This window comes from Blautia sp. XA-2221, from assembly GCF_028767025.1.
Taxonomy (GTDB): Bacteria; Bacillota; Clostridia; order Lachnospirales; family Lachnospiraceae; genus Blautia_A.
Genome location: NZ_JAJQXX010000003.1, coordinates 253041 through 274787 on the forward strand (window position 1 = coordinate 253041; position 21747 = coordinate 274787).

The window sequence follows — 21747 nt, forward strand, 5'->3', positions numbered from 1 at the left end:
GTTCATTTGTTCCCGGTACTCTGGTCTGAAAGTATTCCAGATTACTTTCGGCAATGTTATTTTGATCTGAATGTCCCGGGAGCGCGGCAAAAGTATGCCGGAACACCCTGGGGGACAGCAACCTGTGAACAGTTCCATTTTCTGTTTACCGCACTGGTAATACAGAATATTCTGCCGGACTCATGCAGATAGTATACTACGAACAACTGTCGGATGCAAAACTTTTTTTATAAGGCTAATCTGGTTGATTTATCATAGAAATCTCTTTATAATAAAGAAGACAGTAGAGGAGGAAAAGAATGAACGAGAATAAAGACAATCGTCCGGATGGAAACAGACCGGATCGGAATGGATCCGGGAATCCGGGACCGAATAAAAACCGTCAGACACTTCTGGCATTTCTGATCTGTCTTCTGGTAACGCTGGTATGTGTGAGTTTTATTACAGAAATGAGAAACGGAAGTACCGGTGAGATCACCTATGACAAATTTATTGAAATGGTAGACAAGGATCAGATCAAGGAGGTAACTCTTCAGTCCGGTATTCTGACTGTGGAGCCGAAGCTTCAGAATTCAGCCTATAAAAAAATGACTTATCGTGTCAATCAGATGGAGAATATAGATGCTCTTACCAAACGTCTGGAAGGAAAGGATATCGTATTCAAATATGAACAGCCGGATGCCCTGATGGAGGCACTCTCCATGCTGCTCAGCATTATTCTTCCAACAGTTGTGATGTTTGGTATGCTGATGTTCTTTATGAGACGTATGAACAAAGGAAACGGAGGCATTATGGGCGTGGGAAAAAGCCGCGCCAAGGCTTATATACAAAAGGAAACAGGTATTACCTTTAAAAATGTAGCTGGTCAGGATGAAGCCAAGGAATCTCTTCAGGAAGTTGTGGATTTTCTGCATAATCCGGGCAAATATACGGCTGTGGGAGCCAAGCTTCCCAAGGGAGCTCTGCTGGTAGGACCTCCGGGAACAGGAAAGACTCTTCTTGCAAAGGCAGTGGCAGGAGAGGCAAAGGTTCCGTTCTTTTCTCTTTCCGGTTCAGAATTTGTGGAAATGTTTGTAGGTGTGGGCGCATCCCGTGTCCGCGACCTTTTTGAGGAGGCCAAAAAGAATGCCCCCTGTATTGTATTTATTGATGAGATCGATGCTATCGGAAAAAGCCGTGATTCCCATTATGGAGGCGGAAATGACGAGAGAGAGCAGACGTTGAATCAGCTTCTTGCAGAAATGGATGGATTTGACACATCCAAGGGACTTCTGATCCTTGCGGCAACCAACCGTCCGGAAGTTCTTGATCCGGCGCTTCTCAGACCGGGACGCTTTGACCGGAGAGTGATCGTAGACCGTCCGGATCTGAAAGGCCGTGTGGAAATTCTCAAGGTTCATGCCAAAGATGTTCTTCTTGACGAAACTGTGGATTTGGATGCCATTGCCCTGGCAACATCAGGAGCAGTAGGTTCTGACCTTGCCAATATGATCAATGAGGCGGCAATCCTTGCAGTGAAAAACGGACGTAAGGCTGTTTCTCAGAAAGATCTTCTGGAATCTGTAGAAGTGGTTCTGGTAGGTAAAGAGAAAAAAGACCGTATACTCAGCGCTCAGGAGCGCAGGATCGTATCTTATCATGAAGTGGGCCATGCTCTTGTAAGCGCTCTTCAGAAGGATGCGGAGCCTGTACAGAAGATTACCATCGTTCCCCGTACCATGGGGGCTCTGGGCTATGTGATGCATGTTCCGGAAGAAGAAAAATTCCTTAATACCCAGAAGGAACTGGAAGCGATGCTGGTTGGCTACCTTGGAGGACGGGCAGCAGAGGAGATTGTGTTTGACACAGTAACCACAGGAGCTGCCAATGATATTGAACAGGCAACCAAAGTGGCAAGAGCCATGATCACTCAGTATGGTATGTCGCAGAAATTTGGTCTTATGGGGCTTGCTTCACAGGAAAATCAGTATCTTTCCGGAAGGGCGGTGCTGAACTGCGGAGACAATACAGCAACAGAGATCGATCATGAAGTTATGAAACTTCTTCATGATTCCTATGAGGAGTCCAAGCGACTTCTGAGAGGACACAGGACAGCCCTTGACAAGATCGCAGAATATCTGATCCGCAGGGAAACCATTACCGGAAAAGAATTTATGAAGATCTTCCGGGCAGTGGAAAGAGGAATGGATATTCCGGAAAACCTGGATGAACTGGTATTTCCTGAGGATGTAAAAGAGATTGAGGATAAAGCGGAAAGCCAGGAAACAGAAATTTCCGAGTCACATTCAGCAGGAGATAACAGCGAGGCAGAAAACGCAGAACAGAAAATCATTGACTCAGCTGACAGGTATTCAGCAGAGAAAGAATGCAGTCCGGCTTCCGGAGACGATCAGAAGCCACAGGAGCCTGAGAATGTTTCACATTGAGGAAGAATTAAAAAAACTTCCCGCCAAACCGGGCGTATATCTGATGCATGATGAGCGGGATGAGATTATTTATGTGGGTAAGGCTGTCAGTCTTAAAAACCGTGTGCGTCAGTATTTCCAGAGCAGCAGGAATAAAGGCGCAAAAATTGAGCAGATGGTCACCCATATTGCGAGATTTGAATATATCATCACAGACTCTGAGCTGGAGGCTCTTGTACTGGAAAGCAACCTGATCAAAGAGCACAGACCAAAGTATAATACCATGCTGAAAGATGATAAAAGCTATCCTTTCATCAAGGTAACGGTTCAGGAGGCTTATCCTCGGGTACTGTTTGCCCGCAGGATGAAAAAAGACAAAAACCGGTATTTTGGTCCCTACACAAGCGCAGGCGCTGTAAAAGATGTGATCGAGCTGGTGCGGAAGCTGTACCAGGTGAGATCCTGCAGCAGAACACTTCCAAGAGACTGCGGAAAGGACAGACCCTGTCTGTATTATCATATGAAGCAGTGCACAGGTCCCTGTACGGGAAATGTGTCTCAGGAAGCGTACAGAGAAAATATCCGTAAAGTCCTGAAATTTCTCAATGGAGATTTTCAGGAAACCATAGATGCCCTTACTGCAAAAATGGAAAAGGCATCCGAAGAAATGAGATTTGAGGATGCGGCAGAGAGCCGCGATCTGATACAGAGTATCCGCAAGATCGGAGAGCGCCAGAAGATCACAGCCTATGGCGAGGAAGACAGGGATATCATTGCGGTTGCCATGGATGAAAGTCTGGATCTCCGGGAGCAGGACGCAGTTGTCCAGGTATTCTTTATGAGAAGCGGCAGACTGATCGGACGGGATCACTTTTATCTTAGGGTGGCGCGGGGCGATACAAAGTCCCAGGTGCTTTCCAGTTTTCTGAAGCAGTTTTATGCAGGGACTCCTTTTATTCCAAAAGAGATCGTGCTTCAGACAGAAGTGGAAGACCGGGAAGTGATCGAGGAGTGGCTCAGTTCCAGACGGAAACAGCGGGTTCATATCTTCGTTCCCCAAAAAGGTACCAAGGAAAAGCTGGTGGAGCTTGCCCGCGAGAATGCCTGTATGGTTCTTGATAAGGATCGTGAGCGCATTAAGAGAGAAGAGGGCAGAACCATAGGCGCTGTTCATGAAGTGGAAGAATGGCTGGGATTGCAGGGAATTGTCCGTATGGAAGCTTTTGATATTTCCAATATCAGCGGTTTTGAATCAGTTGGCTCCATGGTGGTTTACGAAAAGGGCAGACCCAAAAAAAGCGATTATCGCAAATTCCGCATCAAATCTGTCCAGGGTCCCAATGATTATGCAAGTATGGAAGAAGTCCTTACCAGACGTTTTACCCATGAGACCAGCGGAGAATTTGACAGCTTTGCCCGAATGCCGGATCTGCTTCTGATGGATGGAGGAAGAGGGCAGGTAAACATTGCTCTGGGGGTTCTGGAAAAGCTGGGGATCCAGGTTCCGGTATGCGGAATGGTGAAGGACGATCACCACAGAACCAGAGGCCTTTATTTTAACAACAATGAAATTCCCATAGAAACAAACAGCGAGGGTTTTCGGCTGATCACCAGGATCCAGGACGAGGCTCACCGCTTTGCGATTGAATACCACAGATCACTTCGCAGCAAGGAACAGGTTCATTCGATTCTGGACGATATTCCGGGAATCGGAGAACGAAGGAGAAAAGCTCTTATGAGAAGGTTCCGGGGGATTGAGGGGATCCGTGAGGCATCTGTGGAAGAACTGGCGGAAACAGAATCCATGAATGCCGCAAGCGCAAAACAGGTGTATGATTTTTTTCATCCGCCGGCAAAAACAGACAAAACTCAGCAGAATCATTTACCTGAGCATAAATAAAGAAAAGGAGAACACATATGAAGGGTGTATTGATGACCAAGATGGTACAAGAGCAGAATCTTACAAATCTTACTCCTGAAATTGATCTTTCTGACAAAAGAATCATGACTGCAGAAATCAACCGTCCTGCACTGCAGCTTACGGGGTATCTGGAGCATTTTGCCAACGAACGTGTTCAGATCATCGGATATGTGGAATATACATATCTGATGCAGCTTCCGGACGACAAGCGCCTGATGAAATACGAAAGGTTTATTTCCAGCAAAATACCGTGTGTTATTTTCAGTACCATGACAAAACCGTCACAGGATATGCTGGATCTTGCAATTAAGTATAATGTTCCTACTTTTGTTACAGAAAGGACAACTTCCAGCCTTATGGCAGAAATCATCCGCTGGCTGGGCGTACAGCTTGCGCCCTGTATTTCCATTCACGGTGTGCTGGTAGACGTTTTTGGCGAGGGAATCCTGATCACCGGAGAGAGTGGGATCGGAAAAAGCGAGGCTGCTCTGGAGCTGATCAAAAGAGGTCATCGTCTTGTCAGCGATGATGTGGTGGAACTCCGCAAAGTCAGCGACGTAACCCTGGTAGGTTCTGCACCGGATATTACAAGGCATTTTATAGAGCTTCGCGGTATCGGCATCATTGATGTAAAAACACTGTTTGGTGTGGAAAGTGTTAAAGATACTCAGTCTGTGGATCTGGTTATTAAGCTTGAGGAGTGGGACCGCGACAAGGAATATGATCGTCTGGGACTTACAGAGGAGTATATTGAGTACCTTGGCAACAAAATCGTATGCCACTCTCTGCCTATCCGTCCGGGACGTAACCTTGCGGTGATCGTAGAAACAGCGGCAGTCAACCACAGACAGAAAAAAATGGGTTATAATGCAGCTGAAGAGCTGTATAAGCGTGTTCAGGCAAATATTGCCCGTAAGCGCGATAAATAAAAAAAGCAGGAAAGGGGAAACAACATGTATTGTTTCGGTATTGACGTAGGGGGAACAACTGTAAAATGCGGCCTGTTCCAGACAGATGGAACTCTGGTAGAAAAATGGGAGATTCCTACAAGAAAAGAAAATAAAGGCGAATATATCCTTCCGGATGTAGCTGAAACTATTCAGAACAAGATCAGCGAAAAAGGAATTGACAAGACTCAGGTAGTCGGAGTCGGAGTTGGTATTCCGGGACCTATCAATGCTCAGGGAGAGGCTGCCTGTGCAGTAAACCTTTACTGGGGATTCAAGCCGGTTGCCAGGGAGCTCAGCGAGCTTACAGGACTGCCTGCGAAAGCAGGAAATGATGCCAATGTAGCTGCTCTTGGAGAGGCATGGAAAGGCGCTGCGGCAGGCTCTCAGAATGTGATCATGGTTACTCTGGGAACCGGAGTAGGCGGTGGTATTATTTCCGATGGAAGAATCGTAGCAGGAGCTCATGGAGCAGGCGGAGAGATCGGCCATGCAAACATCTGCCATGATGAGGAAGAAGCCTGCAACTGCGGAAACAGCGGCTGTCTGGAACAGTATGCTTCAGCAACCGGAATTGTACGTCTGGCAAAAAAAGCTCTGGCAGAAAGCAACGAGGAAAGCGCCCTCAGAAATAAAGAGAATATAGAGGCAAAAGACGTACTGGATGCATTTAAGGCAGGAGATGCTCTTGCTGTCCGTGTTATGGATGAAGTAGGAGAAAAGCTTGGCGGAGCACTTGGTATTTTTGCAGCAGTAGTAGATCCGGATGCCATTGTTATCGGTGGCGGCGTATCAAAAGCCGGTCAGCCTCTGATCGACCTGATCGAAAAGCATTATAAAAAATATGCATTTTCTCTTTGCAAAGACACTCCTATTGTAATCGCCAGTCTTGGAAATGATGCCGGTATTTACGGAGCGGCAAAAATGGTTCTGTGATCCCAGCGGTTTATACGGCGCTTGTCAGCACAGATGTATGAGTTGAGTCGGAGTGGCAAGCAAACTATAAAGATATAGATATAAAAAAGAAGGTTCCCAATATGGCAATGTTTTAACTTAATGACATTGTCCCAATATGGAAACCTTCTTTTTTTATGGGGGCGTTTTGGGACGCCCCATTTTCTTTTTATTGATTTAATCTAAGAGATCGTCGCCGCCGTTTTCGCCGCCTTCGACATCACCGCCGCCGGTATCGCCGCCGCCGGTATCGCCACCGCCGTTTTCACTGTCGCCGCCATTTTCACCGTTACCGTTCTCACCGCCGCCATTTTCGCCGCCGCCGTTTTCACCGTTACCATTCTCGCCATTTCCATTTTCGCCGCCGTTTTCGTTATTGCCATTACCCTCATCACCGTTGTTATCCGGATTCTCCGGGGGAAGAGATGGCTCAGGAATAATAGTTTCCTCATAGGTATATTCCGGAATTACCGGTTCCGGTTCATAGAAATGTTCATCACATTGATCAGTAGGAATATCGCCTATATCAAAGAATTCTGTGATCACAGAACAGCCGGGTCTTGGGAGAAGACCTGTATCAGCGCACACACTTATTTTTTCTATAGTGGATGGCATTTCAAAATCTTTATACTCAAGTCCCTCATGGATTCTTGTCATGACCTTGCGCCACATATCCTTGTGGAAGTCACGGGAATAGTCGTCAGGGAGCTTTTCGTTATTGTCAAATCCGGACCATACTGCGCAGGTGTAATATGGAGTGTAGCCTACAAACCACAGGTCATTGTAATCATCTGTGGTACCTGTTTTTCCGGCCACAGTCATATTGTCCAGCTGGCAGGCAGTTCCTGTACCGCTCTTTACAACGTCCTCCATGGCGCTTGTGAGAAGCCATGCAGTGCTTTCCTTAATGACAGAACGTTCTGCTGAAGTTTTTTCAATCAGTACATTGCCGTTGTGATCAAGGATTTTTGTGTAATAAAGAGGTTCGATGTAATTTCCCTGGTTGGCAATGGCAGCATAGGCTGCGCAAAGCTCTACGTTTGTTACACCGTGAGTCAGACCGCCAAGTGCGAGCGGCAGATTGGCATCTGTCCATACAGTCCCGTTGGCATCTGTGTCTGCCTCTGTTCCATGAGCAAGTGTTGTGAAACCAAAGTTATCCAGATACTGAAGACCGAGTTCGGGAGTAACTTCCTCCAGACATTTCACTGCAACTACGTTTACAGAGTTCTGGATAGCTTTTCGGATGGTAGTTGTTCCGCCGTAGGTTCTGGTAGCGTTTTCTACAGGGGAGCCATCCGGATAGTTATAGGGCTCGTCCTCAAAAGTGGTGGCCAGTGTCAGGCCTTTTTCATTGAGAGCAGGAGCATAGGTAGAAACAATTTTAAATGTAGAACCGGGCTGTCTTGTAGTGTCGGTTGCACGGTTCAGAGTAAGGCTGGCGGTTTTTTCACCACGTCCTCCTACGATCGCTTTTACATAACCTGTATGCTGGTCAATGATACTCATGGATGACTGAGGCTGCGGAGCAAAGTTCACACGCTCTGCTACAACCTTGCTTCCGTCTGCAAGAACAGACTGCTTGTATCGGTCAACATAGCTCTGTGCTTCTTCCTGAGAATCAAACAGAAGGTCAAATTCCGGATCCTCATTCTGGAAATACAGGGAAAGCATTTCCTTACTGTAATTGACTTCCTCGCCCTGAGGATTGGTTACTGTCAGAGCATAATCAAGAGCATACTGAACGTTTTCCGGATAGTTTTCCGGATTGGAATACTCTTCATCAAGAATTGTCTGGATGTGCTGGTCCTGGGTGGTATAGATTTTAAGACCGCCACTGTAAACAAGGTTCTGAGCCTGAGTTCTTGTATAGCCCTTGATGTTCATAAGGTCATTGATCACCTGGTCAATAAGCTCGTCTTCAAAATAACTGTAGATCGTGTCAGCTGACTGGGAATTCTGAGCCTGTGCAGCCTGGATCTGTGTATAGATATCATCATTGATCACCTGATCATATTGCTCCTGGGTAATATACTGCTGATCCAGCATATGATCCAGAACCTCTTTACGCCTTTTGGCATTGGCTTCAGGATGCTCGATAGGGTTGAACTGAGTCGGATTCTGAGTGATTCCTGCAAGTGTGGCACATTCTGAAAGGTTCAGATCCCATACATCCTTATTAAAATACTGTCTTGCCGCTGCCTGAACGCCGTAGGCTCCTGCGCCCAGGTTGATGGTGTTCAGATAGTTTTCCAGGATCACATTTTTGTCATTGATCTTTTCTTCAATCTGAATAGCCAGATACTGTTCCTGGAATTTACGCGTGAACCGTTCCAGCCAGGTGGATTCATTGGTCCAGTTGGTAAATACGTTATTTTTCAGAAGCTGCTGGGTAATGGTACTGGCACCTTCGGAAAGACCGCCGGAAGTGATATTTTTTACGAAAGCACGGAGGATACCTCTTACGTCGATTCCGTTGTGCTCGTAAAAACGTTCATCCTCAATGGCAACTACCGCATGCTGCAGATCCACCGGAATCTGTTCGATGGAAACAGGCAGACGGTTGGAGCTTGGCGCAGTCAGCTTACGCAGCTGGTTTCCGTCTCCGTCATACAAAAAGGTTGCATATCCCAGAGGCGAAATATCCACGTCATCCACGTCAGGGGCATTATCTATAATTCCCCGAAAGGCTCCGATGCCTAAACAGCCCACAATCACACAAAGTGCGATCAGAGATATGAACAGAACTCTGATAAACGAAACGTGTGCACGTTTTCCCATCATGGCTGTACGGGAAATCAGAGAATTTCGCTTTTTTGAGACTGATTTTTTACCGTAATTCATGATTTTCCTCCTTTATAATCCGTTCTATTATATCAAATAAAAAATAGTAAATAAACCCTAAAATCAAAACTTCATATTTAGTATAGCAGAAAAATGAAAAAATATTGTAATATTCATATGCATACAGAAAGAAAAAGTCCCGGGAAATTTTATGGCACTCTGTCATAAAGCTGTCCTGACTGATGACAGGGAGAAAGAGAAAGTACCGCAATGGAGCAGGGGAAGTGAAAATAAGAGGAAACAGAGGGAAAATTTATAAGAACAAAGCCCTCTGTCCGTAAGAGTTTTTTTATGATATAATCTCATAGAGAAATTAAAAATACCGTTTTTGGGTCTGAACAATAAGAGAGGAACCGGATAAGGGAGGATAAACTGTGGAACAAAAGAAAACAGCAGGTCACCCCACATCTGACCGTCCCAGAAGTCCGGCTACAGAGGCCAGAATAAAAGAGAAAAACCGCAGAGTGATCATGACGGTTTCTCTGTTTGCGTTTCTGGCGGCCGGAAACTTACTGATGAAAGAAAATGATAAATGGAAGCTTCGGGAAACAACCGTTATTCCTACAGCAGTAATTGTAGAGGGGAAAGCCCCGGATAAAGATAAAACCAAAAAACAGGGAAGTACGACTTCTGTTAGCGTAGAGGAAAAGATTTTTGCTCAACCGTCAAAGTATCCGGCAAGCTTTCTGGATGCTTTAAAGCGAAATCCTGAGATTGCGGATTTTGTAGCCGCATATCCGGATACGCCCCAGAAGGCCTTTGGAGGAATCAGGGAATCAGAGCGGCCGGAAAAAGTCCCGCTTTTTATTCAGTGGGACAAACGCTGGGGATATGTGCCTTACGGACAGTCCAATGTGGGAATTTCCGGATGCGGGCCAACCTGTCTTTCCATGGTACTTTACAGTCTGACAGGAGATAAAAATCTGTCCCCTGATATGCTGGCAGCCCGTGCTATGGAAAACGGGTATTATGTGGAAGGAGTGGGAACTTCATGGCTTTTTATGACCGATATCGCCGTGGAATACGGAATCACAGTTTCTCAGTTTCCTTCTGTGGAGCTTCAGAAGATAGAAGAGGTTCTGGCACAGGGAGGATTGCTGATCTGCGCTATGGGGCCGGGGGATTTTACCGATGAAGGCCATTTTATTGTGATCCGGGGGCTTTCTGACGGAATGTTGACGATCAATGATCCTTTCAGTAAAGCCAACAGCAGAAAGAAGTGGGATTACAGTAGGGTGGCGCCTCAGGTGCAGCAGGTATGGACTTATGTAGCGCAGTAGGAACACTTACTGGAACAGGGATGAAAATGTTGAATGATTTCAGGGAGAGCAGTAAAAATTTCATACAGAGAAAATCAGATATCAAAAAGTAAATATAAAACAGGAGAAAAAGATTTATGCTGGAAACCTACAAAACCATATTAGAGGGCGGCTGTGGGGAGATCACAGAGAAAAAGTCCAGATTTATAGCAACTGTGCGTCCGGTAAAAACGGAAGAGGAAGCGTTGGCATTTCTGGAAGAAATGAAGAAAAAATATTGGGATGCAAGGCATAACTGCTTTGTGTATTCTGTGGGATTAAACAGAGAATATACCAGATGCAGCGATGACGGGGAACCGTCCGGAACTGCAGGACGTCCCATGCTGGATGTGATTCTGGGAGAGGATATTTATAATGTTGCCGTGGTTGTAACAAGATATTTCGGGGGAGTTCTGCTGGGAACCGGAGGACTTGTCCGCGCCTATTCCAAAGCAGTACAGGAAGGGCTTGCATCCAGCCGCATTATTGAAAAGAAAAAAGGAATCTGCCTCAGAGTGACCACAGATTATACGGGAGTAGGAAAACTTCAGTATATTGCAGGAGAGAGGAATCTGCCCATTCTGAACAGCGAATATACAGACCGGGTGATCCTGGATCTTCTGATTCCGTTTCAGAATGTGGAGGAAGTACAGAAAGCCATTACAGAAAGTACCAATGGAAGGGCAAAAATGGAAAAAGACAGAGAACTGTATTTTGCAGTCCTGGATGGGGAAGTCCTGACCTTTGAGGACTGATTTCTGTAATTTGCTATAATAAAAACAGAGATTAACCGGGCTTTATGGAAGCTCTGATATGAAAAGAGTGCAGTCTGTATGAGAGGGGATTTTTAATCCAAATTCTGGAAAGCGCCCCTGCATCTGAAGACTGCACGCTTTATTTATATGTCTGCTATTCAGTTATATTCGTAAACGGAAATCAGCATTTCTCCGGTTCCGGATAATCCACACCAAAGGTTTCCACAGTTACAGTTTTCATTACCTGATCATCAAGTGGTCTGTCGCTGTAGTCTGTATCTTCTTCCGCAATGCGGTTTACAACATCCATACCCTCTGTGACCTTGCCGAAGGCAGCATAGCTTCCGTCAAGATGAGGAGCGGCTTTATGCATGATAAAGAACTGGCTTCCGCCGGAGTTTGGATGCATGGCTCTTGCCATGGAAAGAACACCGGGAGTGTGTGCAAGGTCATTTGCAACACCGTTCTGAGCGAACTCGCCTTTAATGCTGTATCCCGGGCCGCCCATACCGGTTCCGTCCGGGCAGCCGCCCTGGATCATGAAGCCGTTAATGACACGATGGAAGATCAGACCATCGTAAAAGCCCTTTTTCACAAGACTGATAAAGTTGTTTACCGTATTGGGAGCAACCTCCGGATAAAGCTCTGCTTTCATTACATCACCGTTTTCCATGGTGATCGTTACAACTGGATTTGCCATAGTTTTATTCTCCTTTTGCGAAAAGTATTGTTTTTCTCTGTTTGCTCTATTATAATATGCAAAGAACAATTCTGCAAGAAATAAGTAAAAGACCGGAGCTGCTGTGAACAGTACCGGAATTTGTTTGGGAAGGCGTAGACATGGTAATAGAAACAAGAAGTCCAGAGGAAACATTTGAATTAGGAAAAAAAATCGGTGAATCAGCAAAGCCGGGACAGGTATATACTCTTAACGGAGATCTTGGTGTAGGAAAAACAGTTTTTACCCAGGGAGTAGCAGCGGGGCTGGGCATCACAGAACCTGTCAGCAGCCCTACCTTTACGATTGTGCAGGTCTATGAGGAAGGCCGTCTGCCTTTTTATCATTTTGATGTGTACCGTATCGGTGATATTGAAGAAATGGAAGAAATTGGCTATGACGATTATTTTTTCGGAGAGGGGATCTGTCTTATTGAGTGGGCAGAGCTGATCGGGGATATCCTTCCGGAAAAACGCATTGAGGTTACTATAGAAAAGGATCTGACACAGGGATTTGATTATCGCAGGATCACTGTACAGGAGGTTGAATAAAATATGAAAATTTTAGGCTTGGACAGTTCCGGGATCGTAGCTTCCGTAGCTGTTGTTGAAGATGAAGTTCTGATCGCAGAATATACAGTGAATTATAAAAAAACACATTCTCAGACTCTGCTTCCGATGCTGGATGAGGTGGCAAAGATGACAGAACTTGATCTGGATACGGTTGACGCTATTGCTGTTGCCGGAGGCCCGGGATCGTTTACAGGGCTCCGTATTGGCTCTGCTACGGCCAAAGGGCTTGGACTTGCGCTGAAAAAGCCGCTTATCAGTGTGCCTACAGTAGAAGCGTTGGCTTATAACCTTTATGATACCCAGGGTCTGATCTGTCCGATTATGGATGCCAGAAGAAACCAGGTATATACAGGAATTTATCGCTTTAAAGATCATAAACTCCAGACAGTGGAGGATCAGATGGCAGTTCCCATTGAGGAACTTCTGACAAAGCTTGAACAGTATGGGGAAACAGTGACTTTCCTGGGGGACGGTGTCCCTGTATTCAGAGATCTGATCCGGGAAAAACTTCAGGTATCCTTTAGTTTTGCTCCGGCTCATGTAAACAGACAGAGAGCGGCAGCAGTGGCTTCACTGGGGCTTGTATATTACGAAGAAGGACGATACGGAACCGCAGAGGAGCATGTGCCGGATTACCTTCGTGTTTCTCAGGCGGAAAGAGAGCGGGCAGAACGGGAAAAAGCGAAAGACCAGGAGGCTGCACAATGACATTTCGTGAAATGCTTGTGGAAGATCTGGAGCAGGTTGTGGATATCGAACAGAAACTGTTTTCTGTACCGTGGACAAAAGAAGGCTTTCTTACCTATCTGATGAAAAAAGATACCATGTTTTTTGTGGTGGAAGAAAAAGAGCGTATTCTGGGCTACTGCAGTATGATGACTGTGCTGGATGAAGGAGATATCCTGAATGTGGCAGTACGTTCAGACCGTCAGAAAGAGGGAATCGGACAGTTTCTTGTGGACAGTATGCTCCGCATGGCGGAAATGCAGGGGATAAAGCTTGTCCATCTGGAGGTTCGCCAGGGAAACGGAACCGCCAGACGGCTTTATCAGAGACTTGGATTCAAAGAGGACGGACTCCGCAGGGATTATTATGAGAATCCTGTGGAAAACGCAGTGCTGATGACAAAAGAGATGTAGATAACTTTGCCAGAAGAAGCACTGCGGCAGCACAGCTGAACAGAATACCGATCCGTTTACCGGGCGCATGAAAAGTAACAAGAACTTCATGCGTCCCTTTTTTTATGGGAAAACCTACAAATCCTTTGTTCACCATAACCGGTTCTGCACGATGTCCGTCTACCCGAATCTGATATCCTCTGGAATAGGCAAAAGAAGTTACAAAGTACCCATCCTCCTTCATGGTAATATTTCCCTGGAGAAGAGCTTTTCTGTTTTCCGGGCAGGAGGTAAAAGGTATAATATCCGGATGATTGATCGCAGAAACCGGCAAAGTGAATCCGCGGAGATTCTTTATTTTGTAATTTCCCTTAGAAAAAGCAATCTCAAGGGTTTTTAAAGGCGTATTGGCGGAAAGCATATAGGTGAAGGTATGGTTATGGTTCGGATACGGGGCAGAGGAGCCAGAAAGCCTGTTGCGGATGCCGTTGATAGTTATGTCAACATCCCTGCTTCCGTTATAGTCCACATCGAAAGACAGAAGCAGAACCTGATCTTTCAGTACAGATGGGAGACTGCGGGATACGGTTTCTGCCTGGCTGCCAGAGGAACGACTCATAAAATCTTGTGGAAGAGGATATTCTTTCATCTGAGAAGTATAGGCTGATTTCCTGGAAACAACAGTTTCCGGTACAATGGTCCGATTGGTCAGGCTGTCCAGATTATAAGGATAGACAAGCCGGTCATAGTCTGCTTCGCTCATAAGAGCTGAGGTTCCGTAAGCAACAGGAAGTACACCGGGATTTTCTGCCAGAACAAGATTTTCCTTTTTAAGACGGGTGATATATCCTGCAGGAATCCGGTCCTCAGAGGTCTGTATATACCGGACACCTGTCAGATACTCCTGAAACGGATTGGGCGCAGCATTCATGGAAACGCGGTTTCTGGCGCTGACCGGCATTTTCAGAATGTCATAAAACAGATGATTGTAGGTGGTATTGGAAACAGAGGAATACATAGTTGTGCGGCGGTGGTTTTCCGGAAGCATATAGTTGCTGTTGGTCATAGGAGCGGTAAAAATATCTATTGCGCTTCCCGGTTCAGTACAGATGTCATTCAGTTCCTGCGAAGTGAAGGTTTCTCTGGATTTTCTGAAGGAATCAGCGAAATTTTCTGTTTTTGCAGTGCTGAGAAACAAAAGAGCCGGTATAACGCAGAGCAGGACATAGGATGTACTGTTTTTTGTAAAAAAGCTTTGTAAAGTACGGAAAGGGACAGCTGTTTTCAGAGTATTGATCTTCCGGCTGAAAAATAAATTTTTCTCTGAAAGTATGACAGCCTTCGGTGAAAGAGAATAAAAAAGTAGCACCAGAACATCTGCCAGGATCAGGTTTTTCTGTGAAGAATGAAAGAAAAACACCTGGACCAGTGCAGGCAGAGTACATAGAACTGCCAGCGGAAAGCTGTGCCTCAGCTTTTTACTCTGCAGGAGGCTGAGTGTATGAGCTGTAAGCAGCAGGAACAGAGGCAGAAATGGAATCAGGGCTTTGGGGCGGAGATAAAGGGTTCCGTTCAGAATCCAGCAGCAGAGCTGACTGGAACACAGGATAAGAAGCGCAAAAGCCAGCTTTTTTGTTTTGCGGCAGCCCAGGGACAGAACCATACAGTAAAGCACAAGAAGGGTGAGTCCACAGCCGTAGGGACTGTAAAGCAAAGTGTTCATGGAGGGATTTACTGTAAAAATCTGCCACAGAGCAGCTGGCTTTGCATCTTTTTTGTTTTCCAGAATCACAAGTGCGGTAGGCAGAAGATGAACCATGGCAAGACAAAGTCCGGTAAAAGTGGAAATTATATAAATTTTCCACATATGAGGCTCTTTTTTTCCTGTGCAGAGAAAATACAGGGTACAGCAAACCAGGCAGGAAGGCAGAAAATAAAAGCTGTGAACGGATATCATAAAAAAGCAGACGGCAAGTCCGGGATGAAGGGGAAAATATTTTTTCGCAGTTCTGAAAGGGCGTGTTTTTATGCTGTCTGTGCATAAAAGTGCAAGGATCAGAAACGGAAGATAGTTTACAAACATAATCTGTCTGTGAGCCTGGAACATACAGTTGGCAGTAAGATAAAGAAATCCTCCTGTAAGACAGTAAGACCTGTCCATACCATGACGAAGGAGCCACCAGTAAAGAAGACAGGCGCCTGCAGCCATTTCTGTTACTGCGTAAAACTGAATTATGGTTTCTACAGGGACAGAAGGAAGAAGATAGCAGATCAGCACATCCGGGCGCAAAAATCCGTAATAGGAAAGGGTATAAAAATTTGCTCCGCTTCCAAGAGCGGTCCAGTCAGGAAACAGATTTCCTGTTGCATAAAACTGTTTGCGCATAGTATCCACAATTGTTATATGCTGACAGTACCAGTCTGTTTCTGAGCCAAAAAGTTTTCCCTGAGGTACAGAAACATACACAAATATAAGCACTGCAGCGGTAAGCAAAACAAAATGCAGTGCAGTAACAGGAAAATGAACGGTAGCCTGTTCACGGGTGTGAGATACGGAAACGGATTCCCGGCCAATAAGATGCTCCATAAAGGGGTTCTCCTTTCAAATGAAGTAGAGTATGTGAAATAATAGTAAAAATATACAATTTTTATCTTAAGAAACCTGTTTGATAAATCTGAAGATTTATTAAGAATTATATGGAAGCTGAAAAAATATGGTATAATTCATCAATAAAATACCAAATTCAGAACAGGTAAAAACAGCAGTTTGATATGCAGTTGCCAGGGTACAAGATAAATACCTCCAATTTATGCAAAGGGGATGCTGTCGGTTCTGAATGTGCGGAAAAAGGAGAGAAATCATGGAAGAACCGGGAATTTTGATCGTTGATGATAACCCTGAGATCCGGGAGGTGACGATGGTGCTTCTGCAGGGCGAAGGATTTACTGTGGATGAAGCCGGAGACGGAAAAGAAGCTCTGGATAAAATAGAACATGGAACTTATGATCTGATCCTGCTGGATGTAATGATGCCGGGATTGAACGGATACCAGACCTGTATGGAGATCAGAAAAAAATCAAACGTCCCAATTCTGTTTCTAAGCGCAAGAACTCAGGTGGAAGATAAGATCATGGGCTTTTCCAGCGGCGGAGATGACTATCTCCCAAAGCCTTTTTCCTATCAGGAGCTGATCAGCAGAGTAAAGGCGCTTGTGCGGCGCTATCATGTGTATCAGGGAAGCAGCCGGAGAACCCGGGAAGAAAAAATGTGCAGCGGAGCGTTGGAAGTGTATCTGGAAGCAGGAACCGTATGGAAAAACGGAAAAGAGATTTCTCTTACAGACACGGAGTTTTCCATTCTATGTACTCTTATGAAGCATAGAAAGCAGATTTTTTCTGTGGAACATCTGTATGAAACAGTGTGGGAAGAAACTTATTATTACGGTGCGGCAAATATTGTTATGGTACATATCCGAAATCTTCGGTCAAAAATAGAGGACGAGCCCGGAAATCCCAAAATCATCCGCACTGTATGGGGAAGGGGGTACAGGTGTGATTAAGAAAAAAAGAGCAGAAAGGGAATGGAAACTGACGCAGGAACTTATGGTGCTTTTTTTTGCAAGCTTTATCATTGCTGTTTTGTGTACGATTTTTTTTGTAAACAGAAGGTTTACAATTTATTCCTGGGCTCTGGAGCATGAAATACTGGATGATACCCGGGAAGAATATGCGGACTGGCTGAAAAAAACAGCGCCTTTCTACAGAATGGCTCAGCCGGAAGAGTATATGCCGGTGTTTAAAGAGAAAGCAGATGCTTATACGTGGCTTGGGATTTATGATGAGAGCGGACAATATCAGGCAGGCTTTTTCCCGGAGATTTTAGACAGTCCTTTCTGGGGCAGCTGGATCTGGTCGGATAGTGATATAGCAGCTCAGGGAATGGAGACGCCTGTAAAAACAGAAATCGAATTTCAGGATGGAATTGCCCGGATACGTCTTATGAGTTATCAGTCTCTTAAATTTTTTTCACTGTATTATCTGATGGTTGCAGTTTTAAACGGAGCGGCAGTTTTTTTACCTGTGCTTATTTTTGCTCACAGGAGAATGAAATATCTGGGGAATGTGCGTGCTGAGATAACAGTGATCGGGCAGGGAGACATGGAGCACAGGGTAACAGTAAAAGGACACGATGAAATTTCCGCCCTGGCTGCAGAGCTGGACGATATGAGAATGACGCTGAAGAACAGTATGGAAAATGAACAGAAGGTTTACAGAGATAAGCAGGAACTGATCAGGGCAGTTTCTCATGATCTCAGAACTCCTCTTACTGCTCTTAACGGATATCTGGAGATTCTTCACAGAAAAAAAGGAAGAGAAGAAGATTATCCTGGTTATATTCGGAAATGCCTGGAAAAAACAGAAGAAATCAGGAGCTTGTCAGATAAAATGTTTGAGTATGCTCTTGTATTTGGGAACACCGGAGAAATTGCCATGCAGGCCTGGACTCCGGCACAGTTTGCAGAAGCGGTAAAGGAAATGGCAGAAGAACTGTCTGTTCAGGGGATTCTGATTTCTTTTCGGCAGGGAGAGCTGCCGGAAACGGTATGGGAAGCTAATCCGTTTCTTATCAGACGTCTGATCTGGAATCTGGGTTCTAATATTCAGCGTTATGGAGATAGGACCAGAACTGCAGATATGGAGGTATCTGCAGACAATAACGTTTTGAAATTAACTGTGCGTAATTACATAGAAAACAAGGGCCGGGCGGCAGGCAGCGGCGTAGGACTGAAAAGTGCGGCAAAGATTGCAGAACTTCACGGAGGAAGCCTTTCATACGGGAAAGCAGGAGAGGAATTTGCTACAAAGCTCAGCCTTCCACTGTGACGGAAGGGGATTTTTGCCTTGTTTTGAAGTTCTGATTGTGTTACACTTTGCCAGTAGAGAAAACGTGAAGATAACAGCAGAATGTATTCTGCATAAGTCTTTTCAGAATAAAAGAGGTAAGCTATGTTAGATGTTTGTTTAGTAGGAACCGGAGGTATGATGCCTCTTCCAAGAAGATGGCTGACTGCTCTGATGACCAGATATAACGGAAGCAGCCTGCTGATCGACTGTGGAGAAGGAACTCAGGTTGCTGTAAAAGAAAAGGGATGGAGTTTTAAGCCGATTGATGTGATATGCTTTACTCATTATCATGGAGATCACATCAGCGGGCTGCCCGGACTGCTTCTGACCATGGGAAATGCAGACCGTACAGAGCCTCTGACGCTGATCGGTCCCAGAGGACTGGAAAGGGTGGTGAACGCTCTGCGGGTGATTGCTCCGGAGCTGCCCTTTGAGATCAAATTTATAGAGATCACGAAACCGGAAGAGGTTATTGAACTGAACGGGTATCGAATTACTGCTTTCAGAGTAAATCATAATGTGATCTGCTATGGATATACGCTGGAGATTTTAAGACAGGGGAAATTTTCTCCCGAACGTGCCAGAGAGCAGGAGATTCCGTTGAAGTTCTGGAATCCGCTGCAAAAAGGTCAGACCATAGAGGCAGATGGAGTGGTATATACTCCGGATATGGTTCTCGGGCCGGATCGAAAAGGGATCAAGCTGACGTATACTACCGATACCAGACCGACAGAATCCATTCTTCGCAACGCCAGAGAGTCAGATCTTTTTATCTGCGAGGGAATGTATGGAGAAGATGACAAGGCGGATAAGGCAAAGGGATATAAGCATATGACTTTCCGCGAAGCGGCGGAGCTGGCGCGGGATGCGCAGGTAAAAGAAATGTGGCTGACGCACTACAGCCCGTCCCTGATCCGTCCGGAAGAGTACATGGAAACGGTAAGAGGAATTTTTCCGCAGGCTTATCCAGGCAGAGACGGAAAAAGCACGGAATTGAATTTTGAGGAGGAGTAAAGGTGGAAGATACACTGATTCTGGCAATAGAAAGCTCCTGTGACGAAACAGCGGCATCTGTTGTAAAAAACGGAAGAACAATTTTATCTAATGTGATTTCCTCTCAGATTGAGCTCCATAAACTGTATGGTGGAGTTGTGCCGGAAATTGCATCACGGAAACACATTGAAAAAATCAATCAGGTGATCGAGGAGGCGTTAGAGGAAGCAGGAGTAACTCTGGATGACCTGGACGCTATTGGCGTTACCTATGGTCCGGGGCTTGTTGGCGCGCTTCTGGTAGGAGTGGCAGAAGCCAAGGCCATTGCCTATGCAAAAAAACTTCCTCTTGTAGGTGTTCACCATATAGAAGGACATGTTTCCGCTAACTATATTGAACATCCGGATCTGGAACCGCCGTTCCTGTGTCTGATCGTTTCGGGCGGCCATACACATCTTGTGATTGTTAAAGACTATGGAGAATTTGAGATTCTGGGAAGAACCAGAGATGATGCGGCAGGAGAAGCCTTTGATAAAGTTGCCAGGGCTATTGGTCTGGGCTATCCGGGAGGCCCGAAAATTGATAAATTGTCAAAAGAGGGAAATCCTGATGCTATTCAGTTCCCCAGAGCCAAAGTGGGAGACTGCCCTTATGATTTCAGCTTCAGTGGAGTGAAGTCTGCGGTTCTGAATTATCTGAATCAGGCACAGATGAAAGGTGAGGAGGTCAACAGAGCAGATCTGGCAGCTTCTTTCCAGAAAGCAGTTGTGGATGTTCTGGTAGAGCATACTATGATGGCTGCAAAAGATTTTGGTATGAAAAAGGTGGCTATTGCCGGCGGAGTGGCTTCCAACGGAACGCTTCGGGAGGCAATGGAGCAGGCATGTAAGGAGAACGGATATAGTTTTTGCCGTCCGTCACCTATTTTCTGTACAGATAATGCAGCTATGATCGGAGTAGCCGCTTATTATGAATACAAAAAAGGAACCCGTCATGGATGGAATCTGAATGCGGTGCCGAACCTGAAACTGGGTGAGAGATAAAGCCGGATTGCTGGAGGTTTTAATGAAAAGGGAAAAAATTACAGCCATTGTTCTGGCAGCAGGTCGGGGAAAGAGAATGAACAGCAAAGTACAGAAACAGTTTCTGGAACTTGGTGGAAAACCGGTTCTCTATTATTCGCTGAACTGTTTTCAGCAGAGTCCGTTGGTTACAGATATTATTTTGGTAACAGGGGCGGAGTCTGTCGCTTTCTGCAAAGAAGAAATTGTGGAAAAGTATGGGTTTACTAAGGTAAAAAAGGTGATTCCCGGTGGAAAAGAACGGTATGATTCTGTTTATGAGGGACTTCTTTCCTGTGAGAACAGTGATTTTGTCCTGATCCATGATGGGGCAAGGCCATTTATTACACAGGAGATACTGGAACGGGGAATGACCGGAGTCAGGGAAACGGGAGCCTGTGTGATAGGAATGCCCTCGAAAGATACTGTTAAAGTATCAGATGAGAATGGATTTGTGCAGGAAACACCGGAGCGAAATCTGGTATGGTCTGTCCAGACCCCTCAGATTTTTGAATACTCTCTGATTCGGAATGCCCATGAAAAAATCCGCTGTGAAAACATGACTGGAATTACAGATGACGCTATGGTGGTGGAACGGGCGTCCGGAACAAAAATCAGGCTGGTAGAGGGTTCTTATAAGAATCTAAAAATAACGACGCCTGAGGATCTGGACATTGCAGAAATATTTTTAAAAAATATTTGAATTTATGTCTTGACAGCAGGGATGTTTAATGATAAAATGCAATTCGTGCTGACACAGAGTGTCACAAAAACACAGAGTTGCATATGGAGAGATATCGAAGTGGTCATAACGAGGCGGTCTTGAAAACCGTTTGTCCGCAAGGGCGCGTGGGTTCGAATCCCACTCTCTCCGTTTGTTGAGCAAAAAAAACTTTTTGATAAAAAGATAAAAAAGTGCTTGACAAAATGGAAAAAGATGTTATATAATGTAAAACGCTTCTGGAAAACAGAAGCAAGCATCTAGGACGATTTGGAGAAGTACCCAAGCTGGCCGAAGGGGCTCCCCTGGAAAGGGAGTAGGTCGTTAACAGCGGCGCGAGGGTTCAAATCCCTCCTTCTCCGTTTGGGTTTTGAGATTTGAGAAAGTCGAAAAAACTTGAAAAAAGTTCTTGACAAGCTCGGGCGAATGTGATAAAATGAACGAGCTGTCTGAGAGATAGAAAACAAAGAACCTTGATAACTAAACAGTGAGACACATACGATTCTCGAAAATTCTTTACATTTTATTTTTAAGA

The 21747-nt window shown here is 45.3% G+C and carries 17 protein-coding genes and 2 tRNA genes; 16 read left to right on the forward strand and 3 right to left on the reverse strand.

The genetic code is table 11. The features are described from left to right. Window positions 1–299: 299 nt before the first annotated feature. Genes ftsH through LU279_RS04450 form a run of 4 tightly spaced genes read left to right on the forward strand, consistent with a single transcriptional unit; the run spans window position 300 to window position 6209 of the window. On the forward strand, window positions 300–2426 hold the full coding sequence (ftsH, locus tag LU279_RS04435; protein WP_274421358.1) for an ATP-dependent zinc metalloprotease FtsH: 2127 nt from the start codon (window positions 300–302) through the stop codon (window positions 2424–2426). Further along, the gene (uvrC, locus tag LU279_RS04440; protein ID WP_274421359.1) at window positions 2413–4305 is read left to right on the forward strand and encodes an excinuclease ABC subunit UvrC; all 1893 of its coding nucleotides are present in this window, start codon (window positions 2413–2415) and stop codon (window positions 4303–4305) included. Before ftsH ends, uvrC begins: the two co-directional genes overlap by 14 nt. Before the next feature lie 17 nt (window positions 4306–4322). Then, entirely contained in the window at window positions 4323–5255 is a 933-nt protein-coding gene (gene hprK / locus LU279_RS04445; RefSeq protein ID WP_274421360.1) for an HPr(Ser) kinase/phosphatase, read from the forward strand. A 24-nt stretch (window positions 5256–5279) separates the two neighbouring features. Continuing rightward, complete coding sequence (locus tag LU279_RS04450) at window positions 5280–6209, forward strand: ROK family glucokinase (protein WP_274421361.1); 930 nt, start codon at window positions 5280–5282, stop codon at window positions 6207–6209. Window positions 6210–6404: 195 nt separating this feature from the next. Here the strand turns inward: LU279_RS04450 and LU279_RS04455 are convergent, their stop codons facing one another. Continuing rightward, window positions 6405–9071, reverse strand: a complete 2667-nt coding sequence (locus LU279_RS04455; protein ID WP_274421362.1) for a transglycosylase domain-containing protein — start codon at window positions 9069–9071, stop codon at window positions 6405–6407. 374 nt (window positions 9072–9445) lie between these two features. Between LU279_RS04455 and LU279_RS04460 the strand changes: the two genes are divergently transcribed. After that, a complete protein-coding gene (locus tag LU279_RS04460) occupies window positions 9446–10351 on the forward strand; it encodes a C39 family peptidase (protein WP_274421363.1) in 906 nt (301 codons plus the stop codon). A 116-nt stretch (window positions 10352–10467) separates the two neighbouring features. Then, window positions 10468–11124 (forward strand): YigZ family protein, encoded by a 657-nt coding sequence (locus tag LU279_RS04465; RefSeq protein ID WP_274421364.1) that lies wholly within the window; start codon window positions 10468–10470, stop codon window positions 11122–11124. Between the two features lie 181 nt (window positions 11125–11305). Here the strand turns inward: LU279_RS04465 and LU279_RS04470 are convergent, their stop codons facing one another. Then, window positions 11306–11824 (reverse strand): peptidylprolyl isomerase, encoded by a 519-nt coding sequence (locus LU279_RS04470; protein WP_274421365.1) that lies wholly within the window; start codon window positions 11822–11824, stop codon window positions 11306–11308. 140 nt (window positions 11825–11964) lie between these two features. Between LU279_RS04470 and tsaE the strand changes: the two genes are divergently transcribed. The 3 genes from tsaE to rimI are packed head-to-tail and all read left to right on the forward strand — an operon-like array spanning window position 11965 to window position 13553. Next, window positions 11965–12393, forward strand: coding sequence for a tRNA (adenosine(37)-N6)-threonylcarbamoyltransferase complex ATPase subunit type 1 TsaE (tsaE, locus tag LU279_RS04475; RefSeq protein WP_274421366.1), 429 nt, complete (start codon window positions 11965–11967; stop codon window positions 12391–12393). 3 nt (window positions 12394–12396) lie between these two features. Then, window positions 12397–13122 (forward strand): tRNA (adenosine(37)-N6)-threonylcarbamoyltransferase complex dimerization subunit type 1 TsaB, encoded by a 726-nt coding sequence (gene tsaB, locus LU279_RS04480; RefSeq protein WP_274421367.1) that lies wholly within the window; start codon window positions 12397–12399, stop codon window positions 13120–13122. Next, entirely contained in the window at window positions 13119–13553 is a 435-nt protein-coding gene (rimI, locus tag LU279_RS04485; RefSeq protein ID WP_274421368.1) for a ribosomal protein S18-alanine N-acetyltransferase, read from the forward strand. The genes tsaB and rimI overlap by 4 nt, the downstream gene beginning before the upstream one ends. Here the strand turns inward: rimI and LU279_RS04490 are convergent. Next, entirely contained in the window at window positions 13477–16119 is a 2643-nt protein-coding gene (locus LU279_RS04490; RefSeq protein ID WP_274421369.1) for a YfhO family protein, read from the reverse strand. The two genes, rimI and LU279_RS04490, sit on opposite strands and share 77 nt — an antisense overlap. A gap of 274 nt (window positions 16120–16393) precedes the next feature. On the opposite strand from LU279_RS04490, the gene LU279_RS04495 reads away from it, so the two are divergent. The 7 genes from LU279_RS04495 (at window position 16394) to LU279_RS04525 (ending at window position 21574) form a co-directional block, all read left to right on the forward strand. Continuing rightward, window positions 16394–17092 carry a response regulator transcription factor gene (locus LU279_RS04495; protein ID WP_274421370.1) on the forward strand — a complete coding sequence of 233 codons (699 nt, stop codon included), beginning with the start codon at window positions 16394–16396 and terminating at the stop codon, window positions 17090–17092. Next, window positions 17085–18416 (forward strand): HAMP domain-containing sensor histidine kinase, encoded by a 1332-nt coding sequence (locus LU279_RS04500; protein ID WP_274421371.1) that lies wholly within the window; start codon window positions 17085–17087, stop codon window positions 18414–18416. The genes LU279_RS04495 and LU279_RS04500 overlap by 8 nt, the downstream gene beginning before the upstream one ends. A 123-nt stretch (window positions 18417–18539) precedes the next feature. Next, the gene (locus LU279_RS04505; RefSeq protein WP_274421372.1) at window positions 18540–19451 is read left to right on the forward strand and encodes a ribonuclease Z; all 912 of its coding nucleotides are present in this window, start codon (window positions 18540–18542) and stop codon (window positions 19449–19451) included. A gap of 2 nt (window positions 19452–19453) precedes the next feature. After that, window positions 19454–20473 carry a tRNA (adenosine(37)-N6)-threonylcarbamoyltransferase complex transferase subunit TsaD gene (tsaD, locus tag LU279_RS04510; protein ID WP_274421373.1) on the forward strand — a complete coding sequence of 340 codons (1020 nt, stop codon included), beginning with the start codon at window positions 19454–19456 and terminating at the stop codon, window positions 20471–20473. Between the two features lie 22 nt (window positions 20474–20495). Continuing rightward, window positions 20496–21194, forward strand: coding sequence for a 2-C-methyl-D-erythritol 4-phosphate cytidylyltransferase (gene ispD / locus LU279_RS04515; RefSeq protein ID WP_274421374.1), 699 nt, complete (start codon window positions 20496–20498; stop codon window positions 21192–21194). Between the two features lie 85 nt (window positions 21195–21279). After that, a tRNA-Ser gene (locus LU279_RS04520) sits at window positions 21280–21365 on the forward strand. Window positions 21366–21484: 119 nt separating this feature from the next. After that, a tRNA-Ser gene (locus LU279_RS04525) sits at window positions 21485–21574 on the forward strand. The last annotated feature ends 173 nt before the right edge of the window (window positions 21575–21747 follow it).

Excerpts from the sequence above, each read along its gene's own strand:
- ftsH (WP_274421358.1), top strand. The coding sequence starts at position 300 with ATGAACGAGAATAAAGACAATCGTCCGGATGGAAACAGACCGGATCGG.
- uvrC (WP_274421359.1), top strand. The coding sequence starts at position 2,413 with ATGTTTCACATTGAGGAAGAATTAAAAAAACTTCCCGCCAAACCGGGC.
- hprK (WP_274421360.1), top strand. The coding sequence starts at position 4,323 with ATGAAGGGTGTATTGATGACCAAGATGGTACAAGAGCAGAATCTTACA.
- LU279_RS04450 (WP_274421361.1), top strand. The coding sequence starts at position 5,280 with ATGTATTGTTTCGGTATTGACGTAGGGGGAACAACTGTAAAATGCGGC.
- LU279_RS04455 (WP_274421362.1), bottom strand. The coding sequence starts at position 9,071 with ATGAATTACGGTAAAAAATCAGTCTCAAAAAAGCGAAATTCTCTGATT.
- LU279_RS04465 (WP_274421364.1), top strand. The coding sequence starts at position 10,468 with ATGCTGGAAACCTACAAAACCATATTAGAGGGCGGCTGTGGGGAGATC.
- LU279_RS04470 (WP_274421365.1), bottom strand. The coding sequence starts at position 11,824 with ATGGCAAATCCAGTTGTAACGATCACCATGGAAAACGGTGATGTAATG.
- tsaE (WP_274421366.1), top strand. The coding sequence starts at position 11,965 with ATGGTAATAGAAACAAGAAGTCCAGAGGAAACATTTGAATTAGGAAAA.
- tsaB (WP_274421367.1), top strand. The coding sequence starts at position 12,397 with ATGAAAATTTTAGGCTTGGACAGTTCCGGGATCGTAGCTTCCGTAGCT.
- rimI (WP_274421368.1), top strand. The coding sequence starts at position 13,119 with ATGACATTTCGTGAAATGCTTGTGGAAGATCTGGAGCAGGTTGTGGAT.
- LU279_RS04490 (WP_274421369.1), bottom strand. The coding sequence starts at position 16,119 with ATGGAGCATCTTATTGGCCGGGAATCCGTTTCCGTATCTCACACCCGT.
- LU279_RS04495 (WP_274421370.1), top strand. The coding sequence starts at position 16,394 with ATGGAAGAACCGGGAATTTTGATCGTTGATGATAACCCTGAGATCCGG.
- LU279_RS04505 (WP_274421372.1), top strand. The coding sequence starts at position 18,540 with ATGTTAGATGTTTGTTTAGTAGGAACCGGAGGTATGATGCCTCTTCCA.
- ispD (WP_274421374.1), top strand. The coding sequence starts at position 20,496 with ATGAAAAGGGAAAAAATTACAGCCATTGTTCTGGCAGCAGGTCGGGGA.